Source organism: Dehalococcoidia bacterium, assembly GCA_041649635.1.
GTDB lineage: Bacteria > Chloroflexota > Dehalococcoidia > E44-bin15 > E44-bin15 > JAYEHL01.
On sequence record JBAZMV010000003.1, the window covers coordinates 174907 to 190124 of the forward strand.

The 15218-nt window shown below is 53.6% G+C and carries 16 protein-coding genes and 3 tRNA genes; 17 read left to right on the top strand and 2 right to left on the bottom strand.

What is annotated here, in order from left to right:
- The first annotated feature begins 31 nt into the window (after positions 1-31).
- The 10 genes from WC562_06165 to dapA all read left to right on the top strand — a co-directional run bounded on the left by WC562_06165 (position 32) and on the right by dapA (position 10673).
- Complete coding sequence (locus tag WC562_06165) at positions 32-1273, top strand: SLC13 family permease (GenBank protein ID MFA5055741.1); 1242 nt, start codon at positions 32-34, stop codon at positions 1271-1273.
- A 168-nt stretch (positions 1274-1441) separates the two neighbouring features.
- Complete coding sequence (locus WC562_06170) at positions 1442-1891, top strand: CdvA-like protein (protein MFA5055742.1); 450 nt, start codon at positions 1442-1444, stop codon at positions 1889-1891.
- Between the two features lie 36 nt (positions 1892-1927).
- A complete protein-coding gene (locus WC562_06175) occupies positions 1928-2347 on the top strand; it encodes a zf-TFIIB domain-containing protein (GenBank protein MFA5055743.1) in 420 nt (139 codons plus the stop codon).
- Between the two features lie 22 nt (positions 2348-2369).
- On the top strand, positions 2370-2942 hold the full coding sequence (locus WC562_06180) for a LemA family protein (GenBank protein ID MFA5055744.1): 573 nt from the start codon (positions 2370-2372) through the stop codon (positions 2940-2942).
- Positions 2943-2959: 17 nt separating this feature from the next.
- Positions 2960-4183 carry a M48 family metalloprotease gene (locus WC562_06185; GenBank protein MFA5055745.1) on the top strand — a complete coding sequence of 408 codons (1224 nt, stop codon included), beginning with the start codon at positions 2960-2962 and terminating at the stop codon, positions 4181-4183.
- A 164-nt stretch (positions 4184-4347) separates the two neighbouring features.
- Positions 4348-6072: an FAD-dependent oxidoreductase gene (locus tag WC562_06190; protein ID MFA5055746.1), complete on the top strand. Its 1725-nt coding sequence runs from the start codon at positions 4348-4350 to the stop codon at positions 6070-6072.
- Positions 6073-6402: 330 nt separating this feature from the next.
- The gene (rpsO, locus tag WC562_06195; protein ID MFA5055747.1) at positions 6403-6666 is read left to right on the top strand and encodes a 30S ribosomal protein S15; all 264 of its coding nucleotides are present in this window, start codon (positions 6403-6405) and stop codon (positions 6664-6666) included.
- A 14-nt stretch (positions 6667-6680) separates the two neighbouring features.
- A complete protein-coding gene (locus WC562_06200) occupies positions 6681-8888 on the top strand; it encodes a polyribonucleotide nucleotidyltransferase (GenBank protein MFA5055748.1) in 2208 nt (735 codons plus the stop codon).
- Positions 8889-8916: 28 nt separating this feature from the next.
- Positions 8917-9708 carry a 4-hydroxy-tetrahydrodipicolinate reductase gene (gene dapB / locus WC562_06205; protein MFA5055749.1) on the top strand — a complete coding sequence of 264 codons (792 nt, stop codon included), beginning with the start codon at positions 8917-8919 and terminating at the stop codon, positions 9706-9708.
- Between the two features lie 74 nt (positions 9709-9782).
- Positions 9783-10673 (top strand): 4-hydroxy-tetrahydrodipicolinate synthase, encoded by an 891-nt coding sequence (dapA, locus tag WC562_06210; protein ID MFA5055750.1) that lies wholly within the window; start codon positions 9783-9785, stop codon positions 10671-10673.
- Positions 10674-10716: 43 nt separating this feature from the next.
- Here dapA and WC562_06215 read toward each other — a convergent pair whose 3' ends face one another.
- Together WC562_06215 and WC562_06220 are read right to left on the bottom strand one after the other, a co-directional pair.
- On the bottom strand, positions 10717-11046 hold the full coding sequence (locus WC562_06215; protein ID MFA5055751.1) for a hypothetical protein: 330 nt from the start codon (positions 11044-11046) through the stop codon (positions 10717-10719).
- Between the two features lie 55 nt (positions 11047-11101).
- Positions 11102-12385 (bottom strand): adenylosuccinate synthase, encoded by a 1284-nt coding sequence (locus WC562_06220; protein ID MFA5055752.1) that lies wholly within the window; start codon positions 12383-12385, stop codon positions 11102-11104.
- 171 nt (positions 12386-12556) lie between these two features.
- On the opposite strand from WC562_06220, the gene WC562_06225 reads away from it, so the two are divergent.
- The 7 genes from WC562_06225 (at position 12557) to nusG (ending at position 15210) form a co-directional block, all read left to right on the top strand.
- Positions 12557-12628 (top strand) — tRNA-Thr (locus WC562_06225).
- 26 nt (positions 12629-12654) lie between these two features.
- Positions 12655-12738: transfer RNA gene (locus WC562_06230), tRNA-Tyr, on the top strand.
- A 138-nt stretch (positions 12739-12876) separates the two neighbouring features.
- A tRNA-Thr gene (locus WC562_06235) sits at positions 12877-12948 on the top strand.
- A gap of 19 nt (positions 12949-12967) precedes the next feature.
- Positions 12968-14182 carry an elongation factor Tu gene (gene tuf / locus WC562_06240; GenBank protein MFA5055753.1) on the top strand — a complete coding sequence of 405 codons (1215 nt, stop codon included), beginning with the start codon at positions 12968-12970 and terminating at the stop codon, positions 14180-14182.
- Between the two features lie 41 nt (positions 14183-14223).
- Complete coding sequence (gene rpmG / locus WC562_06245) at positions 14224-14388, top strand: 50S ribosomal protein L33 (GenBank protein MFA5055754.1); 165 nt, start codon at positions 14224-14226, stop codon at positions 14386-14388.
- 1 nt (position 14389) lies between these two features.
- Positions 14390-14608: a preprotein translocase subunit SecE gene (gene secE / locus WC562_06250; protein MFA5055755.1), complete on the top strand. Its 219-nt coding sequence runs from the start codon at positions 14390-14392 to the stop codon at positions 14606-14608.
- Between the two features lie 68 nt (positions 14609-14676).
- Positions 14677-15210, top strand: a complete 534-nt coding sequence (gene nusG, locus WC562_06255; GenBank protein ID MFA5055756.1) for a transcription termination/antitermination protein NusG — start codon at positions 14677-14679, stop codon at positions 15208-15210.
- Positions 15211-15218: the final 8 nt, after the last annotated feature.

The following is a 15218-nucleotide window of genomic DNA, read 5'->3' on the forward strand; positions in this document are numbered from 1 at the left end:
ATAATATATCTGCCATACAATTAATTCAAATATGATATCAATCATCGTCCTATCAATCGTTTTTCTCCTCATAGCCGTCAGACAGATCGGACGAATACGATTCCAGCTATGGCAGATTATGCTGCTCGGCGCTATAGCTGTCCTGCTGACGCTTGAAATATCCCCGCTGAACGCACTAAGGGCCATCAACTTCGATGTCATGCTCTTTCTCTTCGGCATGTTCGTCATAGGACGGGCCATGGAGGAAAGCGGCTACCTCTCGCATTTGTCGTCGAAGTTGTTCCGCGCGGCGCACTCTACAGACGGCCTGGTTCTCTACATCCTGTTCTTAATGGGATTCTTGTCCGCCTTCCTTATGAACGACACCCTGGCAATAGTCGGCACCCCGATCGTTATCATGCTGGCCAGAAAAAGCAATGTAAATACAAAACTGCTCTTATTTGCGCTGGCCTTCTCTATAACGATAGGCAGCACTATGAGCCCTATAGGAAATCCTCAAAACCTCCTCATCGCCGTCGACGGTCCGGTGCCGAATCCTTTCATCAGCTTCTTTAAATACCTGGCCGTACCCACCATCGTGAATCTTCTCGCAGCTTACCTCGTATTGAAAATATATTATGGAAAACACTTCGATGCGAAAAGAATAAACATACCCCCCACGCTCATAATCGACAAAGGTCTCGTAAGGCTGTGCCGCGTTTCGCTGGCACTACTCGTCACCCTCGTGATTGCCAAGATCGCGATAGTCTCAGCAGGAGTAGAGGTCGATTTCAGGCTGACCTACATCGCCCTGGCATCCGCATTGCCGGTTATCCTGTTCAGCCCGCAGAGACTCAAGATAATCAGACAAATAGACTGGCACACGATGATTTTCTTTGCCGCGATGTTCATACTTATGGCCAGCGTCTGGGAATCCGGTTTCTTCCAGCGCCAACTCGAATCCATGAACATGAACCTGGCTTCTGTCAGCGTTATCATGATGGTATCCGTAATCCTGAGCCAGTTCGTTTCCAATGTTCCGCTCGTCGCCCTGTACATGCCGACGCTGACGGAATTGGGAGCCTCGACGAAGGAACTGATGGCTCTGGCTGCGGGGAGCACTATAGCCGGGAACCTGCTGATACTGGGTGCAGTTAGTAACGTGATAATAATTCAAAACGCGGAGAAGAATGCGGGTGAGACCCTTACTTTTTTCGAGTTCGCCCGTATAGGCTTGCCGCTGACCGTTATCAATATACTTGTATACTGGCTCTATCTGTCGTTCGTCATGTAATGCGACATCATATCGCATTGTCAAGTCGACACTACTAATGTCGACACCAACATTACAACGCAATCGAGAGACTTGTCACAGGTATTGGCAAATGCCTAAATACCTGCTATATTTATTTATCCTCAATCTACATAATACCGGTGAAAATACGTTCTAAGGAGGGATATCATGGCTTCAAAATACGCGAAAGGCCTGCACGCAGCTTTTACGGCACTGGAATCAAACCAGGGATACCTTAAGAATCTGGAAAAGTTGAAGGCCGAGGGATCGGTGCCGAATGATCAGTATGATTCAATGAAGGAAGAATACGGCCGCAAAATCCCCCCGGCTGAGTCCGAGATTAAAGCCATCAAGAACAGGGTTGAGCGTGAGCTGGACGCGCTGAAAAAAGAACAGGGCGTGGTTAAAAAGGATCTCGATAACCTCAGCACACGCAACAAGGTCGGCGAGATACCTCTGGAGAAATTCAGGAGCATGGATGCCAAGCTGCGGCGCAGGAACGAACAAATAGAAACGGAAATGGCCGAGTTTGAGAACCTGCTGAAGGCAAACTGTGCCGCCGACATCTGGCAGGGACCTCCGGGTAAATCCAGCGGGTATTCCGCGCCGAGATTATAATAAACAATACGTTATCAAGACAGAGAGGCTCTTACGATGCGCTGTCCCGTCTGTAAAGTTCCTATGATAGTAGTCGAGCACAATAGGATTGAGCTCGACTATTGCACGAGATGTCTAGGCGTATGGTTCGATGCCGGCGAGCTTGAGCTGCTGTTGGAATCCGCGGGGATGCACTCTGCCGACTTCAATATGCAGAAAATTCTGGGGATGCCTGAAAGGAAAATAAAAGAGGCCGCGAGAAAGTGTTCCCTATGCGGGAAGAAGATGAAGAAGGTCGCTATAATAAGCGACCCGGAGGTGATAATCGACGCTTGTATCCAAGGAGAGGGTCTGTGGTTCGACGGCGGCGAGGTGGGTCAGGTTATTAAACATCTGGTGTCGCAACACGCGGCAGCATCAGGCGCTCCGGACAGAGTGATAGAATTTCTCGGCGAGACCTTTAAGTCCAGAGAATAGCTATAGAATTTGGAGGTGTGATATGGCATGGGTGATCGCAGTGGTAATCGTCGTCGGTATTCTGGTCATACTGGGAATCATGTTCTTCGTCATCTACAACTCGCTAGTTGGATTGCGGAACCAGGTGAAGAATTCATGGGCCCAGATCGATGTACAGCTGAAGAGGCGTCACGACCTGATCCCGAATCTGGTGGAGACGGTCAAAGGCTATGCGGCACACGAGCGGCAAACACTGGAAGCTGTCATCCAGGCCCGCAATACCGCGGTAAGCGCTGTGGGCAAGGGTGTGGGGGAGCAGGCTAAGGCTGAGGGTGGGCTCAGCGGCGCCCTTTCCAAACTCTTTGCCGTAGCAGAGCAGTATCCCAATCTAAAAGCGAACGAGAATTTTCTAGCCCTTCAGGAAGAGCTAACGTCCACCGAGAACAAAATAAGCTTTGCGCGCCAGTTTTACAACGACAGCGTAATGACGCTGAATAACAAGGTTCAGATGTTCCCTTCGAACATCATCGCCAGCGTCTCAGGTTTCAAGGCTGGAGAGTTCTTCGAAGTAGAGTCAGCGGCGGAGAGACAGGCTCCCAAGGTAAGCTTCAGCTAGGATAGCAAGGCTTTGGTATGTGGGCGCAGATAAGGTCCAACAAAATAAGGTCGGTGATACTGGTGGCCGCTCTCGCGGGGGTGCTGGTGTTATTGGGTTATTTCCTGGGCGAAGCCTTCCTCGGCAGCGGCTTGGCCGGCCTGATCATCGCCCTAATCATATGGCTGGTCATGAACCTTATAGCATACTTCCAGGGCGGAGCTCTTGTTCTATCGCTTTCCAGAGCCCGGAAGATCGGACCGAGCGATTATCCGCGCCTTTGGAACGTGGTGGAGGAGATGAAGATAGCCTCCGGTCTGGAGAAAATGCCGGATGTTTACATCATCGACGATCCAGCCATGAACGCCTTCGCCACGGGACGTTCCCCCAAGCATGCGGCGGTCGCCGTTACCTCCGGCCTGTTGCAGAAGATGAACCGCGATGAGCTGCAGGGCGTGATAGCCCATGAGATATCCCACATCCAGAACCGCGACGTTCTACTGATGACGCTGTGCAGCGTCCTGCTGGGAACCATAGTTATTCTTGCCTGGTACGGCAGCAGGGTTATGCTGTTCAGCGGCGGGGGCAGGCGCAGCGGCAGCGGGGGAGGAGGAAGCGCCGGAGCAATTATTATTATCGTTGCGCTGGCGCTGGCGATACTCGCGCCGATTTTCGCCTATTTAATCTACTTCGCCATATCCCGAAAGCGGGAGTATCTGGCCGACGCTTCGGGAGCGCTCTACACAAGGTACCCGGAGGGACTCGCTTCGGCGCTGGAGAAGATCTCGGGCTCAACGGTACAACTCAAATCGGCCAACCAGGCCTTCGCACCAATGTATATCGCTAATCCCTTCCGTAAACAAGGCATGTCGGCCAGCGACCTCACCAGCACGCACCCTCCTGTCCGCGAGAGGATCAGAATACTTCGCAGCATGGCCGGAGGCGCCTCTTTCGCCGACTACGATAAAGCCTTTCGCCAGGTACACAAGGGCAAGGGAGGCGTGATCCCGGGCGCGGCGCTGGCGGGGGCGGGAGCCGCCGGGTTGGTTGCGACACGCCAGTCTGCAGTTGAGGATAAAGCGGCTGAAAAGAGAGAGAAGCTTGATCGTTCGAGAGAGGTCTCTTCGGTACTAGAGAATCTCAACAAATACACCGCGCTGGCCTGCCAGTGCGGCACCGCCTTCAGAATTCCTCCGGATTACAAAGGCAAAGTTATCCGGTGCCCGCGCTGCGGCAGGGATAATCAGATACCTAACAGGTAACCCGCTTTTACTTCTTTCCAATTTCCGACAAAATGCCTAAAAAGTATTGACTTTTTCTTTCTGATATATGCTAAAATTCGCCGTCAGTAGTAGAACACACATCGCGATATTAAACGAACACTACTGTAAATAATGAGAGAAAACATAGAGGAGGTTCACATTCTATGACGGCAGATAATCGTTTCGACATTGTTATTGTTGGAGGCGGCCCCAACGGTACCGCGCTCGCGGCTTACCTTTCCAAGAGCGGGCTCAAGGTCTGCGTGCTGGAAGAGCGATACGAGGCGGGCGGCTCCGCCGAGACGGCGGAGGCTAAAGCCGGTCTGCGCCTCTATCCTCACGCTATATTAATGTATGCCGCCCCGGCGCCCGGCTTCGATCAGCTCGAGCTCTGGAAGTACGGATTCCGTATGACATGGAACCCCCAGGATGTCATCGGTCACGCCACCAACGGTCTATCATGCAGCAACGGCATAGCGGGACTGAGCCCCAAGGACATGGCCGGCTACATGAAAATCAGCGGCCTCGTGGGCAACCCGCCCTTCGCACGCGAATTGATGCGCGCCACCAACTGGTGCCCGCCGCACCCCGATTATGTGGAGATCGATGAGAATACCATACCCTATATGCAGGTCTACAAGAAATACGTCCCCGAGGTCTGGACGAAAGAAATCCTTGATATGACACTGTTTGACTTCATGGACGAGTGGTTCGATACCGAGCCGTGGAAGTGCACCGTAGCCTCGGCGGCATGGTGGTCCGGTGCCGCGGCTCACTGGGAAGGCGTGGCCATCCCCGCCTTCATCAATGTCATGCAGCTCTTCATCGCTGCGTTAAGCGTGCCCCGCGGCGGCATGCACGGCTACTTCCACGCTATCTTCCGCGCCGCCATTGCTCACGGCACGACATTCAAAGCAGCCTGCCCCGTGGAAGAGATAATCGTACAGAACGGCAGGGCCGTGGGCGTGCGCCTGCGCGACGATGCTGCTGCCAGAGAGAAAACCATCTGGGCCGATAAGGCCGTTATCTCAGCATGCGATGTCAAACAGACATTCAACCAGCTCGTAGGACCGAGTCATTTGGATAAAGGCTTCCTGCAGAAGGTCAATGATATCAGCATTAAAGGCGGAACCCTATGGGTATCACAGTTCCTGTTGAAGAAACCGCTGTCATGGAAACCCGCGTGGCAAAAGATGGGCGGCGGCCACCAGGAAGTTCCTTACGGCAGCGCCTATCCCATGGACTCCCGCGATATCTACTACGAAAACGTGAGCGACGTCGACGCCTTTAAGGGCAACCCCAGCGTGCCGGCCGAGCGCTACCTCTGGTTCCTCGCGCCGAGCCAGGCCTTCGATCCCACCGATAACCAGTGCCCCGGCGTCTATCCTAAAGGCGTTCTTTCCGCCACCTTCGAGGCGGGCGCTACGCCTCCTGAGTACAACGTAGAGGCCCCCGACGCCGCCGATAAGGTCAAGACCGAGATGGAAGCATACTTCCGCAAGGCCTTCAGCGGCCCGCTTGAGGGGCTGGAAGACGACAATGTGATCATGCACTGGTCCACTGCTCCGTTCGAGATGATACACCGCAACCGCAGCCTCCTGGGCGGCACATGGTGCGGACACAGACATTGCGGCGACCAGTTGTTCAACAAGCCGCACTTCCGGGATATCGCCCGATACCGCACCCCGATCGACGGCCTGTACCTCTGCCATCAGACCTCGGGCCACCCCGGCGGCCTGTGCCTCATGGCCATACCCTACAACCTGATGCACATACTCATCGAGGACGGCGTAGTGGAGCCCGGCGACTGGTGGTACCCGTCACCTTACTACATCCCCGAGAGAGGCAAAATATCAGCGGTCCCCGGTCAGGGCAGGATGCCGGAATAGGAATCGACAGTTAAGTCAGAACGATGGCCGCTTCCGTAATGGAAGCGGCCATTTTTATTTAGTTCAACAGCGTCGCAACATGACGTTGACATTGAATAAATGCCAATAAAGAATGCTTAGGCTGGCGGGATTATAGCCTTGATGACTTAGAGCGGTGTGACAGGCTGGTCGAAAACTTCCTTAGCAGGTATCATCACCACAGACCGCATATAGGACTCAATATGACACCGGCATTACAAAAGAGAAAGGACGACGACTGTCGGATATTCGCGGAGAATTGAGCGAATAGTTTACATTACCCTCGGACTATGATATACTTCCTATTCTGTAATGAATAAAGAGAGAAAACAGGCCATATTAGAGGGGTTTCGCCTCCACGAGAAAGACAGTGGCTCCCCGGAGGTTCAGGTCGCTCTGCTCACGGAGCGGATTAACAACCTGACCGAGCACATGCGGGTCAATCGCCATGATTACGACTCGCTACGCGGACTTCTCATTCTGGTGGGGCAGCGACAGCGGTTGCTGCAGTACATAAGCCGGGAAGATCCGGAGCGGTACCGTTCGCTCATCGCCAGACTTGGTCTCCGTAAGTAAGGAAGGAGTCCGCGATGCCACACAGGTACGAATGTCTGCTGGGCAGCCAGCCTCTTATTATTGAAACAGGAGCTATTGCCAATCAGGCGGATGGTTCCGTTACCGTTCGGTACGGCGACACGTTAATCTTAGCCACGGTCTGCGTATCCAAGACAGAGAGGGAAGACGCGGACATGGTGCCCCTGACCGTAGACTACGAGGAGAAGCACTACGCCGCGGGTAAGATACCCGGCAGCTTCATCCGCAGGGAAAGCCGCCCCAGCCAGGATGCGATTTTAGCCGACCGTCTCATAGACCGGTCGTTGCGTCCGCTTATCGCGAAAGGCTTCAAACACGACACGCAGATCGTCATAACGGTGTTATCCACGGACCAGGAGAACGATCCTGATATACTGGCCATCATCGGCGCTTCTGCCGCGCTATCAATATCCAAGGTGCCGTTCGACGGCCCCATATCCGCGGTCCGCGTGGGCTACATAGAAGGTAATCTAGTCCTGAATCCCACCTTCAGCCAGCTGGAGGAAAGCAAGTTGGATATCGTGGTCTCCGGCACCAAAGACGCTCCAGCCATGGTCGAGGCCGAGGCCGATGAGATAGCGGACCAGGTCATACTCGATGCCATCATGATGGCGCAGGAGGCCAATCAGAACGCTATCCTGCTTCAGGAAAAACTGCGCGAGGAGTGCGGTAAACCCAAAATGGATTTCAATCCGGCAATAGTCAAACCTGAAGCCCTGGAAGCCGTCTCCGCCATCGTCGGCGACAGGCTCGGCGAAGTAGTATACAAAACCAAACTCGACAGGCAGGCTGACCTCGACGCCATCGAGCAGGAGTTAAATAAACAGCTGAACGAGCAATTCACATCGAAAGAAATAAGCTCAGCGCTCGAGGCTCTGGTTAAGAAAGCGGTCAGATCGCAAATCCTGGAGAAGGGCGTACGCTCCGCCGGTCGTAAGCCGAACGAGATCCGGCCTATAACCTGTGAAGTGGGGGCACTGCCCCGCACACACGGATCGGGCCTGTTCACACGCGGAAGCACCCAGGTACTAAGCATCACAACGCTGGGCTCGTCGTCGGAAGAACAGATGATCGATACTATCAGCCAGCAGGACAGCAAGCGTTTCCTGCATCACTATAACTTCCCGCCTTTCTGCGTCGGCGAGACAGGCCGCATGACCGGCCCCAAGCGCCGAGAGATAGGACACGGCGCGCTGGCGGAACGGGCGCTGACACCAGTAATCCCGACGAAAGAAGAGTTCCCATATACGCTGCGAGTGGTCTCCGAGGTTCTGTCCTCGAACGGCTCCAGCTCAATGGGAAGCGTCTGCGCCAGCAGCCTATCGCTGATGGATGCCGGCGTCCCGATAAAGAAGGCCGTCGCCGGTGTGGCCATGGGACTGATAGCGGAGGGGGACCAATACGTCATCCTCACGGACATAGAGGGGTTGGAGGATGCCTACGGCAATATGGATTTCAAAGTGGCGGGAACCGTCGACGGTATCAACGCCCTGCAGATGGATATCAAGCTCAAAGGAATACCATACGCTGTTATCGAGAAGGGATTGAAGCAGGCGTACGAGGCCCGACTGTTCATTCTCGATAAGATGAATCAGGCAATCGGTACTCACCGCACCGAGCTCAGCAAATACGCCCCCAGGATATACCGGATGATGATCAATCCGGAGAAGATCGGCACTGTTATCGGCCCGGGCGGCAAGATGATAAGATCGATCGTTGAGCAGACCAAGTCCAAAGTGGATATTGAAGACGACGGCACGGTCTTGATAGCGTCGGCCGATGAAGAAAGCGCCAGAAAAGCGATCAAGATAATAGAGGACCTGACCAAGGAGGTCGAGGTTGGAGCGGTGTACACCGGAAAGGTAACGCGCCTTATGGACTTCGGCGCTTTCGTGGAGGTCCTTCCCGGCAAAGAGGGCCTGGTCCATATCAGCGAGCTTGCCGATTACCGCGTGGCCAGCGTAGAAGACGCGGTGAAGGTAGGGGACGAGGTCATGGTCAAGGTCATCGAGATCGACCGCATGGGACGCGTTAACCTGTCACGCCGCGCCGTCTTCCAGGATGCAGCTGGTGGTGAAGGCGGTCAGCAAACGCCCCCGCCGCAAAGCCAGCGCGATAGACCGCAGCGTCCCGGTGGATTCCGCGGAGACCGGCCGCCGCGCCGCGATCAACCAAGAAACCCGAACCGCAGGCCCAATCGATAAACCTTTGTAAGAAGGGGGCATCGAAACCATGATCAAGGTAGTTATTCACGGCGTTCTAGGCAGAGTGGGGCAGGAGGTACTGCGCGCCGTATGCGCGGACACGGAACTGCAGGCGGTAGGGGCTGTTGACATCAAAGCCAAGAGCGATAAGCTCGCGTTGCCCGGCACTGCCGCGGAGATACCTCTTTCCAGCGACGTCGATTCAATTCTTTCCTCTACGAACCCGGATGTAATGGTGGATTTCACCCTCTATCAAGCCGCCATGCCGGCGATACGCGCCGCCGCTAAACATAAGGTGAACCTGGTCATCGGAACGACCGGCTTCTCGCAGCAGGATATCGACGAGATCGATAAGCTGTGCCGCGACAATACGATCGGCGCTGTCGTAGCCTCCAATTTCGCCCTCGGGGCAATACTGATGATACATATGGCTAAAGTAGCGGCGAAATATTTCGACTACGCCGAGATCATAGAGAAACATCACGAGAAAAAGGCCGACGCCCCGTCCGGCACGGCGCTTTCGACGGCTAAGGCCATGGTCGAAGCCCGCGGCAAGGGATTCACCATGCCGCCCCTGGAAAAAGAGACGCTGGCCGGCACACGCGGCGGAAATGTCGACGGCATAAGCATACACAGCGTGCGCCTGCCGGGATATATGGCTAATCAGGATATCATTTTCGGCTCACTGGGACAGACGCTCAAGATCAGCCATGAGACGGTAAGCCGTGAGGCGTTCATGCCCGGTGTTCTCATGGCCGTCAAGCACGTAAACGAGAACAAGGGCCTTATCGTCGGTCTCGACAAGCTATTGGGATTATAGAACGAAATTTTCCGTAGGAGCGAGGGCCCCTCGCCTTTTCCTCGATTCGAATTTCACATAGAGAGGTTATAGCAATGGCGAAAATAGGCAGATTGATAACAGCGATGGTAACACCCTTCAATGCGAGGGGGGAATTGGATTATAAGCAGGCTCAGAAGCTGGCCAAGGCGCTCATCGACTCCGGGAGCGATGGACTGGTGGTCACCGGAACCACCGGCGAGCGCCCCACCCTGACCGATGAAGAGCAGCTCGATCTGTTCACGGCAGTAAGAGAGTCCATCGGCAAGAAAGGAACGATCATCGCCGGCACCGGAGGCAACTGCACCCGCGAGAGCATCGCCATGACCAAGCAGGCGGAGAAGCGCGGGGTGGACGCCGTACTTCTCGTCGTCCCTTACTACAACAAACCGACCCAGGAAGGAATGTACCAGCACTTCAAGGCCATCGCCGGAAGCACCAGCCTTCCGTGTATCCTGTACAATGTGCCCGGACGCACAGGCACAAACCTGGCTCCGGAGACCGCCGTGCGCCTTAGCAAGATCGACAATATCATCGGCCTCAAAGAGGCCAGCGGCAACCTGGAACAGTCGGCCAAAATCATCACGGGAGCCGGCAAGGATTTCCTGGTATGGAGCGGCAACGACGGCGACACCTTCGCCATCATGGCTATGGGCGGCTACGGAGTGGTCAGCGTCGCCTCGCACCTCGTCGGGAAGCAGTTGCAGGAGATGATACAGCAGATAGTCAAGGGGAAGATGAAAGAGGCCGCCGCCACTCAGATGCGGCTGTTGCCACTGATTAACGCGCTGTTCGTGGTATCGAACCCCATACCGATAAAATACGCCCTGAATCACGTAGGCTTTAAGGTCGGCAAGCCGCGACTGCCGCTCACCGAGCCCGATGAGAAATCGGCGAAAGTAATCGAGGATGCGCTGAAGAAATACACCGTCGACCTGAAGATTTAGGAAAAACTACTCGGACGCGAATCACGATCGGCAAAGGCCGGGATTACCAGAACTCTATGCTGCCGGCGCACTCTTGATCCCTGAGGAACGTGGCTATTTCCCTCTTTGTCTGGTCGTCCGCGATCGGCTCCACTTCTGATACGGGCAAACCTTCCGGACTCTTTTTCGATTCCCAGTTGACTATATATCCCGGAACTATAGCATACATTGAGCCGCCCCGGACGCAGCAGCTGTTATCGATCATAAAGGCCCCTGTAACGTAGAGGACTTCCCTGCCTTTATACTGCCACCTTATCTCATGCAACGGAACGTAGTAACCGGATATGGAGTGTATTTCCCTACCCAGATCCTGATGAACGTATTCCCTCGCCATTTCAGTTACCTCGCCGAATCATCCACTCGACTATTGACGCAGGGACGATGCAGCCTTAAAACGGCTCCTTGACGATTATTGTCTGCTCACGCCGCTCTCCTACGGATACGATACTGGCGGGACAATTGAGCAATTCCTCAATCCTCTTCACGTAGCTTCTGGCATTCTCCGGAAGATCCTGCAGTTTTCTGGCCCCGGTGATGTCTACCCCCCAACCGGGAAGCTCCTCGTATACCGGTTCACACCTTGCCAGCGTCGCCACGTTTGAAGGAGGGCTCGTGATAGTTTTTCCGTCGAGCTTATAAGAAGTGCATATCTTTATCGATGGCAGTATGCTCAGTATATCAAGCCGAGTCATCGCAATGGAGGTGAAGCCGTTGATGCGAACGCTGAAGCGCCCGACCACGCCGTCGAACCAGCCGCATCGGCGCGGGCGCCCGGTGGTCGCGCCCCACTCTTTGGCATGCTGTCTTATCTTCTCCCCGACTTCATCCAGTAATTCCGTCGGCATGGGCCCGCCGCCGACCCGGGTGCAATAAGCCTTGAAAACGCCGATGACGCCACCGAGCTTAAGCGGACTCAATCCAAGACCTGCACATGCTCCCCCGGCAATAGTTGAGCTTGATGTAACGAACGGGTAAGTGCCGAAGTCTATATCCAACAGAGACCCCTGCGCTCCCTCGAGCAGAACGTTCTTATTCTGCTCGATAGCCTCCGCTATCATCATATCCGTCTCCTTGAGGAAAGGAGCCAGCTTATCCCCATAATCGCAGTATTTTTTATAGACCTCCCCCAAGTCCAGCGGCTCGGCGCCATAGAGCTTTGTAAGCATTAAGTTCTTCTCTTTCAGAACTATAGCCAATCTCTCCTTGAAATTCTTCTTGTCCATCAAATCCCCGGCGCGTATGCCGCTGCGGCCCACCTTGTCCATATAAGCCGGCCCGATGCCCTTCTTTGTCGTACCAATAGCACCCTTACCCCGCGCCTCCTCCTCAAGCCCGTCGAGCAATATGTGGTAAGGCATGATAAGATGCGCCCGATCGCTTATGAACAGGTGGCTGACCGGCACTCCTTTGCTCTGTAATGCATCGATCTCCTGTAGAATCACATCACAGTCTAATACCACGCCATTGGAAACTATGCAGATAACATCGCTGTGGAAAATCCCGGCCGGGATTAAATGCATTTTGAATGTCCCCATTGTGTTGATAACGGTATGTCCGGCATTGCTGCCGCCGGAATACCTCACAACCATGTTCGCTCTTTCAGCGATGACATCGACGACCTTCCCCTTCCCCTCATCACCCCATTGCGCTCCAATAACAGCTACAGCAGGCACCAGCTTCCTCCTCTTGACCCTTAGTACATTGAGCCTTTTTTGCCCCACAGCAGTATACCAGATGATTTCTTCTTTGATAAGGGGCATCCCTCATATGAATTAATTATTGACAATATGACTTAAAAATGATAATTTTACTAGGCCGTTGTCTGCATTACTGAATATCGTCATGCCCGAGTAGCTCAATGGCAGAGCAAGTGTTTTGTAAACACTAGGTTAGTGGTTCGACTCCGCTCTCGGGCTGTTATAATGTTAACGGTAGAGCAAACGGCGAGATGGGTGAGTGGTTAAAACCAGCAGACTGTAAATCTGCCGCCCTTCGGGCTTCGTTGGTTCGAATCCAACTCTCGCCACTTTCATCAGTGAAAATAGAATAAATCCCGAACGCCGCCATATGTATTTCAATCGTTGAAGCTATTGACAACAAAATACATAGATAGTAAAATGCTCTGGCATAGCTTTCGGCTATGCCTTAGTTATTATGTCTTAGTGCCCACATAGCTCAGTGGTAGAGCACGTTCTTGGTAAGAACGGGGTCGTCAGTTCAAGTCTGACTGTGGGCTTATTAACCGAGGAGGAGAAATGGCGAAGAAAGTATTTGAACGAACCAAACCACACGTAAACGTAGGAACGATCGGGCACGTTGACCATGGCAAGACCACTCTGACTTCTGCTATCACAAAGGTACTAGAGGGAAAAGGATTAGCGTCTTTTGTCTCCTATGACCAGGTAGCAAAAGCCTCCGAGTCCCAGGGCCGGCGTGACGAAACAAAAATCTTGACTATAGCCATTTCGCACGTTGAATATGAAACTGACAAGCGCCACTATGCACATATTGACTGCCCGGGTCATGCCGACTACATCAAGAACATGATCACCGGCGCGGCGCAGATGGACGGCACGATTCTTGTAGTATCCGCGGCCGACGGCCCCATGCCTCAGACCAGAGAGCACATCCTTCTGGCCCGCCAGGTGAACGTTCCCGCAATCGTGGTTTTTATAAATAAGATCGATCTCATGGAAGACCCTGAACTGGTTGAGTTAGTGGAGCTTGAACTGCGCGATCTGCTCAGTAAGTACGAGTTCCCGGGCGACAAGACGCCCATTATCAAAGGCTCTGCGACAAAGGCGCTCCAGTGCGGCTGCGGAAAGCCCGACTGCCAGTGGTGCGGCCGCATTCTCGAATTGATGGACGCCGTCGACAGCTTCATACCGACACCGGTGCGTCCGAAGGACAAGCCCTTTATGATGGCGGTGGAAGACGTCTTCAGCATCAAGGGACGCGGCACCGTGGCGACAGGGCGTATCGAGCGCGGAATCGTCAAGGTCGGCGATGAAGTAGAGCTGGTCGGATTGAAAGCAACTCAGAAAAAGGTTGTTACCGGCGTCGAGATGTTCCATAAGACCTTGCAGGAAGGCGAGCCGGGCGACGCGGTCGGACTGCTCATCAGAGGCGCGGAGCGCGATGACATCCTCAGAGGAATGGTTATGGCCAAGCCTGGAACGATAACACCGCATACCGAGGCTGAGTCCGAAGTATATGTTCTAACAAAAGAGGAAGGCGGCCGCCATACTCCGTTCTTCACCGGCTATAAACCGCAGTTCTACATCCGGACAACCGATGTTACCGGTTCTTTATCCCTGCCGGAGGGAGTAGAGATGTGCATGCCCGGCGACCATATTAAGATGAATATCAAGCTTATCGAGCCGGTAGCTATGGAGACTAACATGCGATTTGCTATCAGAGAAGGCGGCAGGACTGTAGGATCCGGCGTAATCACAAAAATAATCGCATAACTACTACGATTCGTATCTAATATATAGGGGAAAGATGTTTATTGGCTAAGAAGGGATCCAGGGAGATAATCCATCTCGCATGCACTGAGTGCAAGGAGAGGGTTTATACAACAACAAAGAACAAGAAAAATGACCCGGAGCGTTTGGAGCTTAAGAAGTTTTGCCCGCGTTGCCGCACCCAGAAAGTGTACCGTGAGGTAAAGTGATATGGCCAAACCTTCTTTCGCAGTGGGACACATAATTCCATGGCTCCGCCGCTACGTGAGTGAAATAGCGGGCGAGTTCAGGAAAGTTGTCTGGCCTACAAGAGCGGAGACGAGACGTCTTACAGTAATGGTGCTCATTATCGCTGGGTCGATAGGGATTTTCCTGGGCGCTGTCGATTACGGGTTCACGCGTCTCATGCAATTGATAATAGGAGGGTAGGGAGACGGGAGGCATATCAGAAAACCGCTTGTACCGGTTTTCCTTGCACCCACTTCTAAGGAAAAGAAATGGCAGAAGCAGAGCGGAGATGGTATGTCATTCACACCTACTCCGGTTATGAGCAGCGGGTTCAGACCAACTTAGAACAGCGTATCCGGTCTATGGATGCACAAGATAAGATTTTCAGTGTGACCATCCCAACCGAAAACGAGATAGAGATCAAGGACGGGCAGAAGAAAACCGTAGCGAGAAAGGTCTTTCCCGGCTATATACTGGTGGAGATGAAATTAACCGACGAGAGCTGGAACGTTGTGCGCAACACCCCGGGAGTTACCGGCTTTGTCGGCGCCGGAAGCAAGCCCGTTCCGCTGGAAGAGGAAGAGGTAAAGAACATCTTCCAGCGGATGGAGGGAGACACGCCGAGGATCAAGGTCGGTTTCCGTAAAGGAGAGAGCGTTCGCGTAATAGACGGGCCTTTCATCGATTTGATAGGTATAGTAGATGAGATATTCCCTGAGAAAGGCAAGGTCAGGGTACTGATATCTCTCTTCGGGCGAGAGACGCCGGTAGAATTAGACTTCTTGCAGATAGAACGAATCTAGTTCACAGC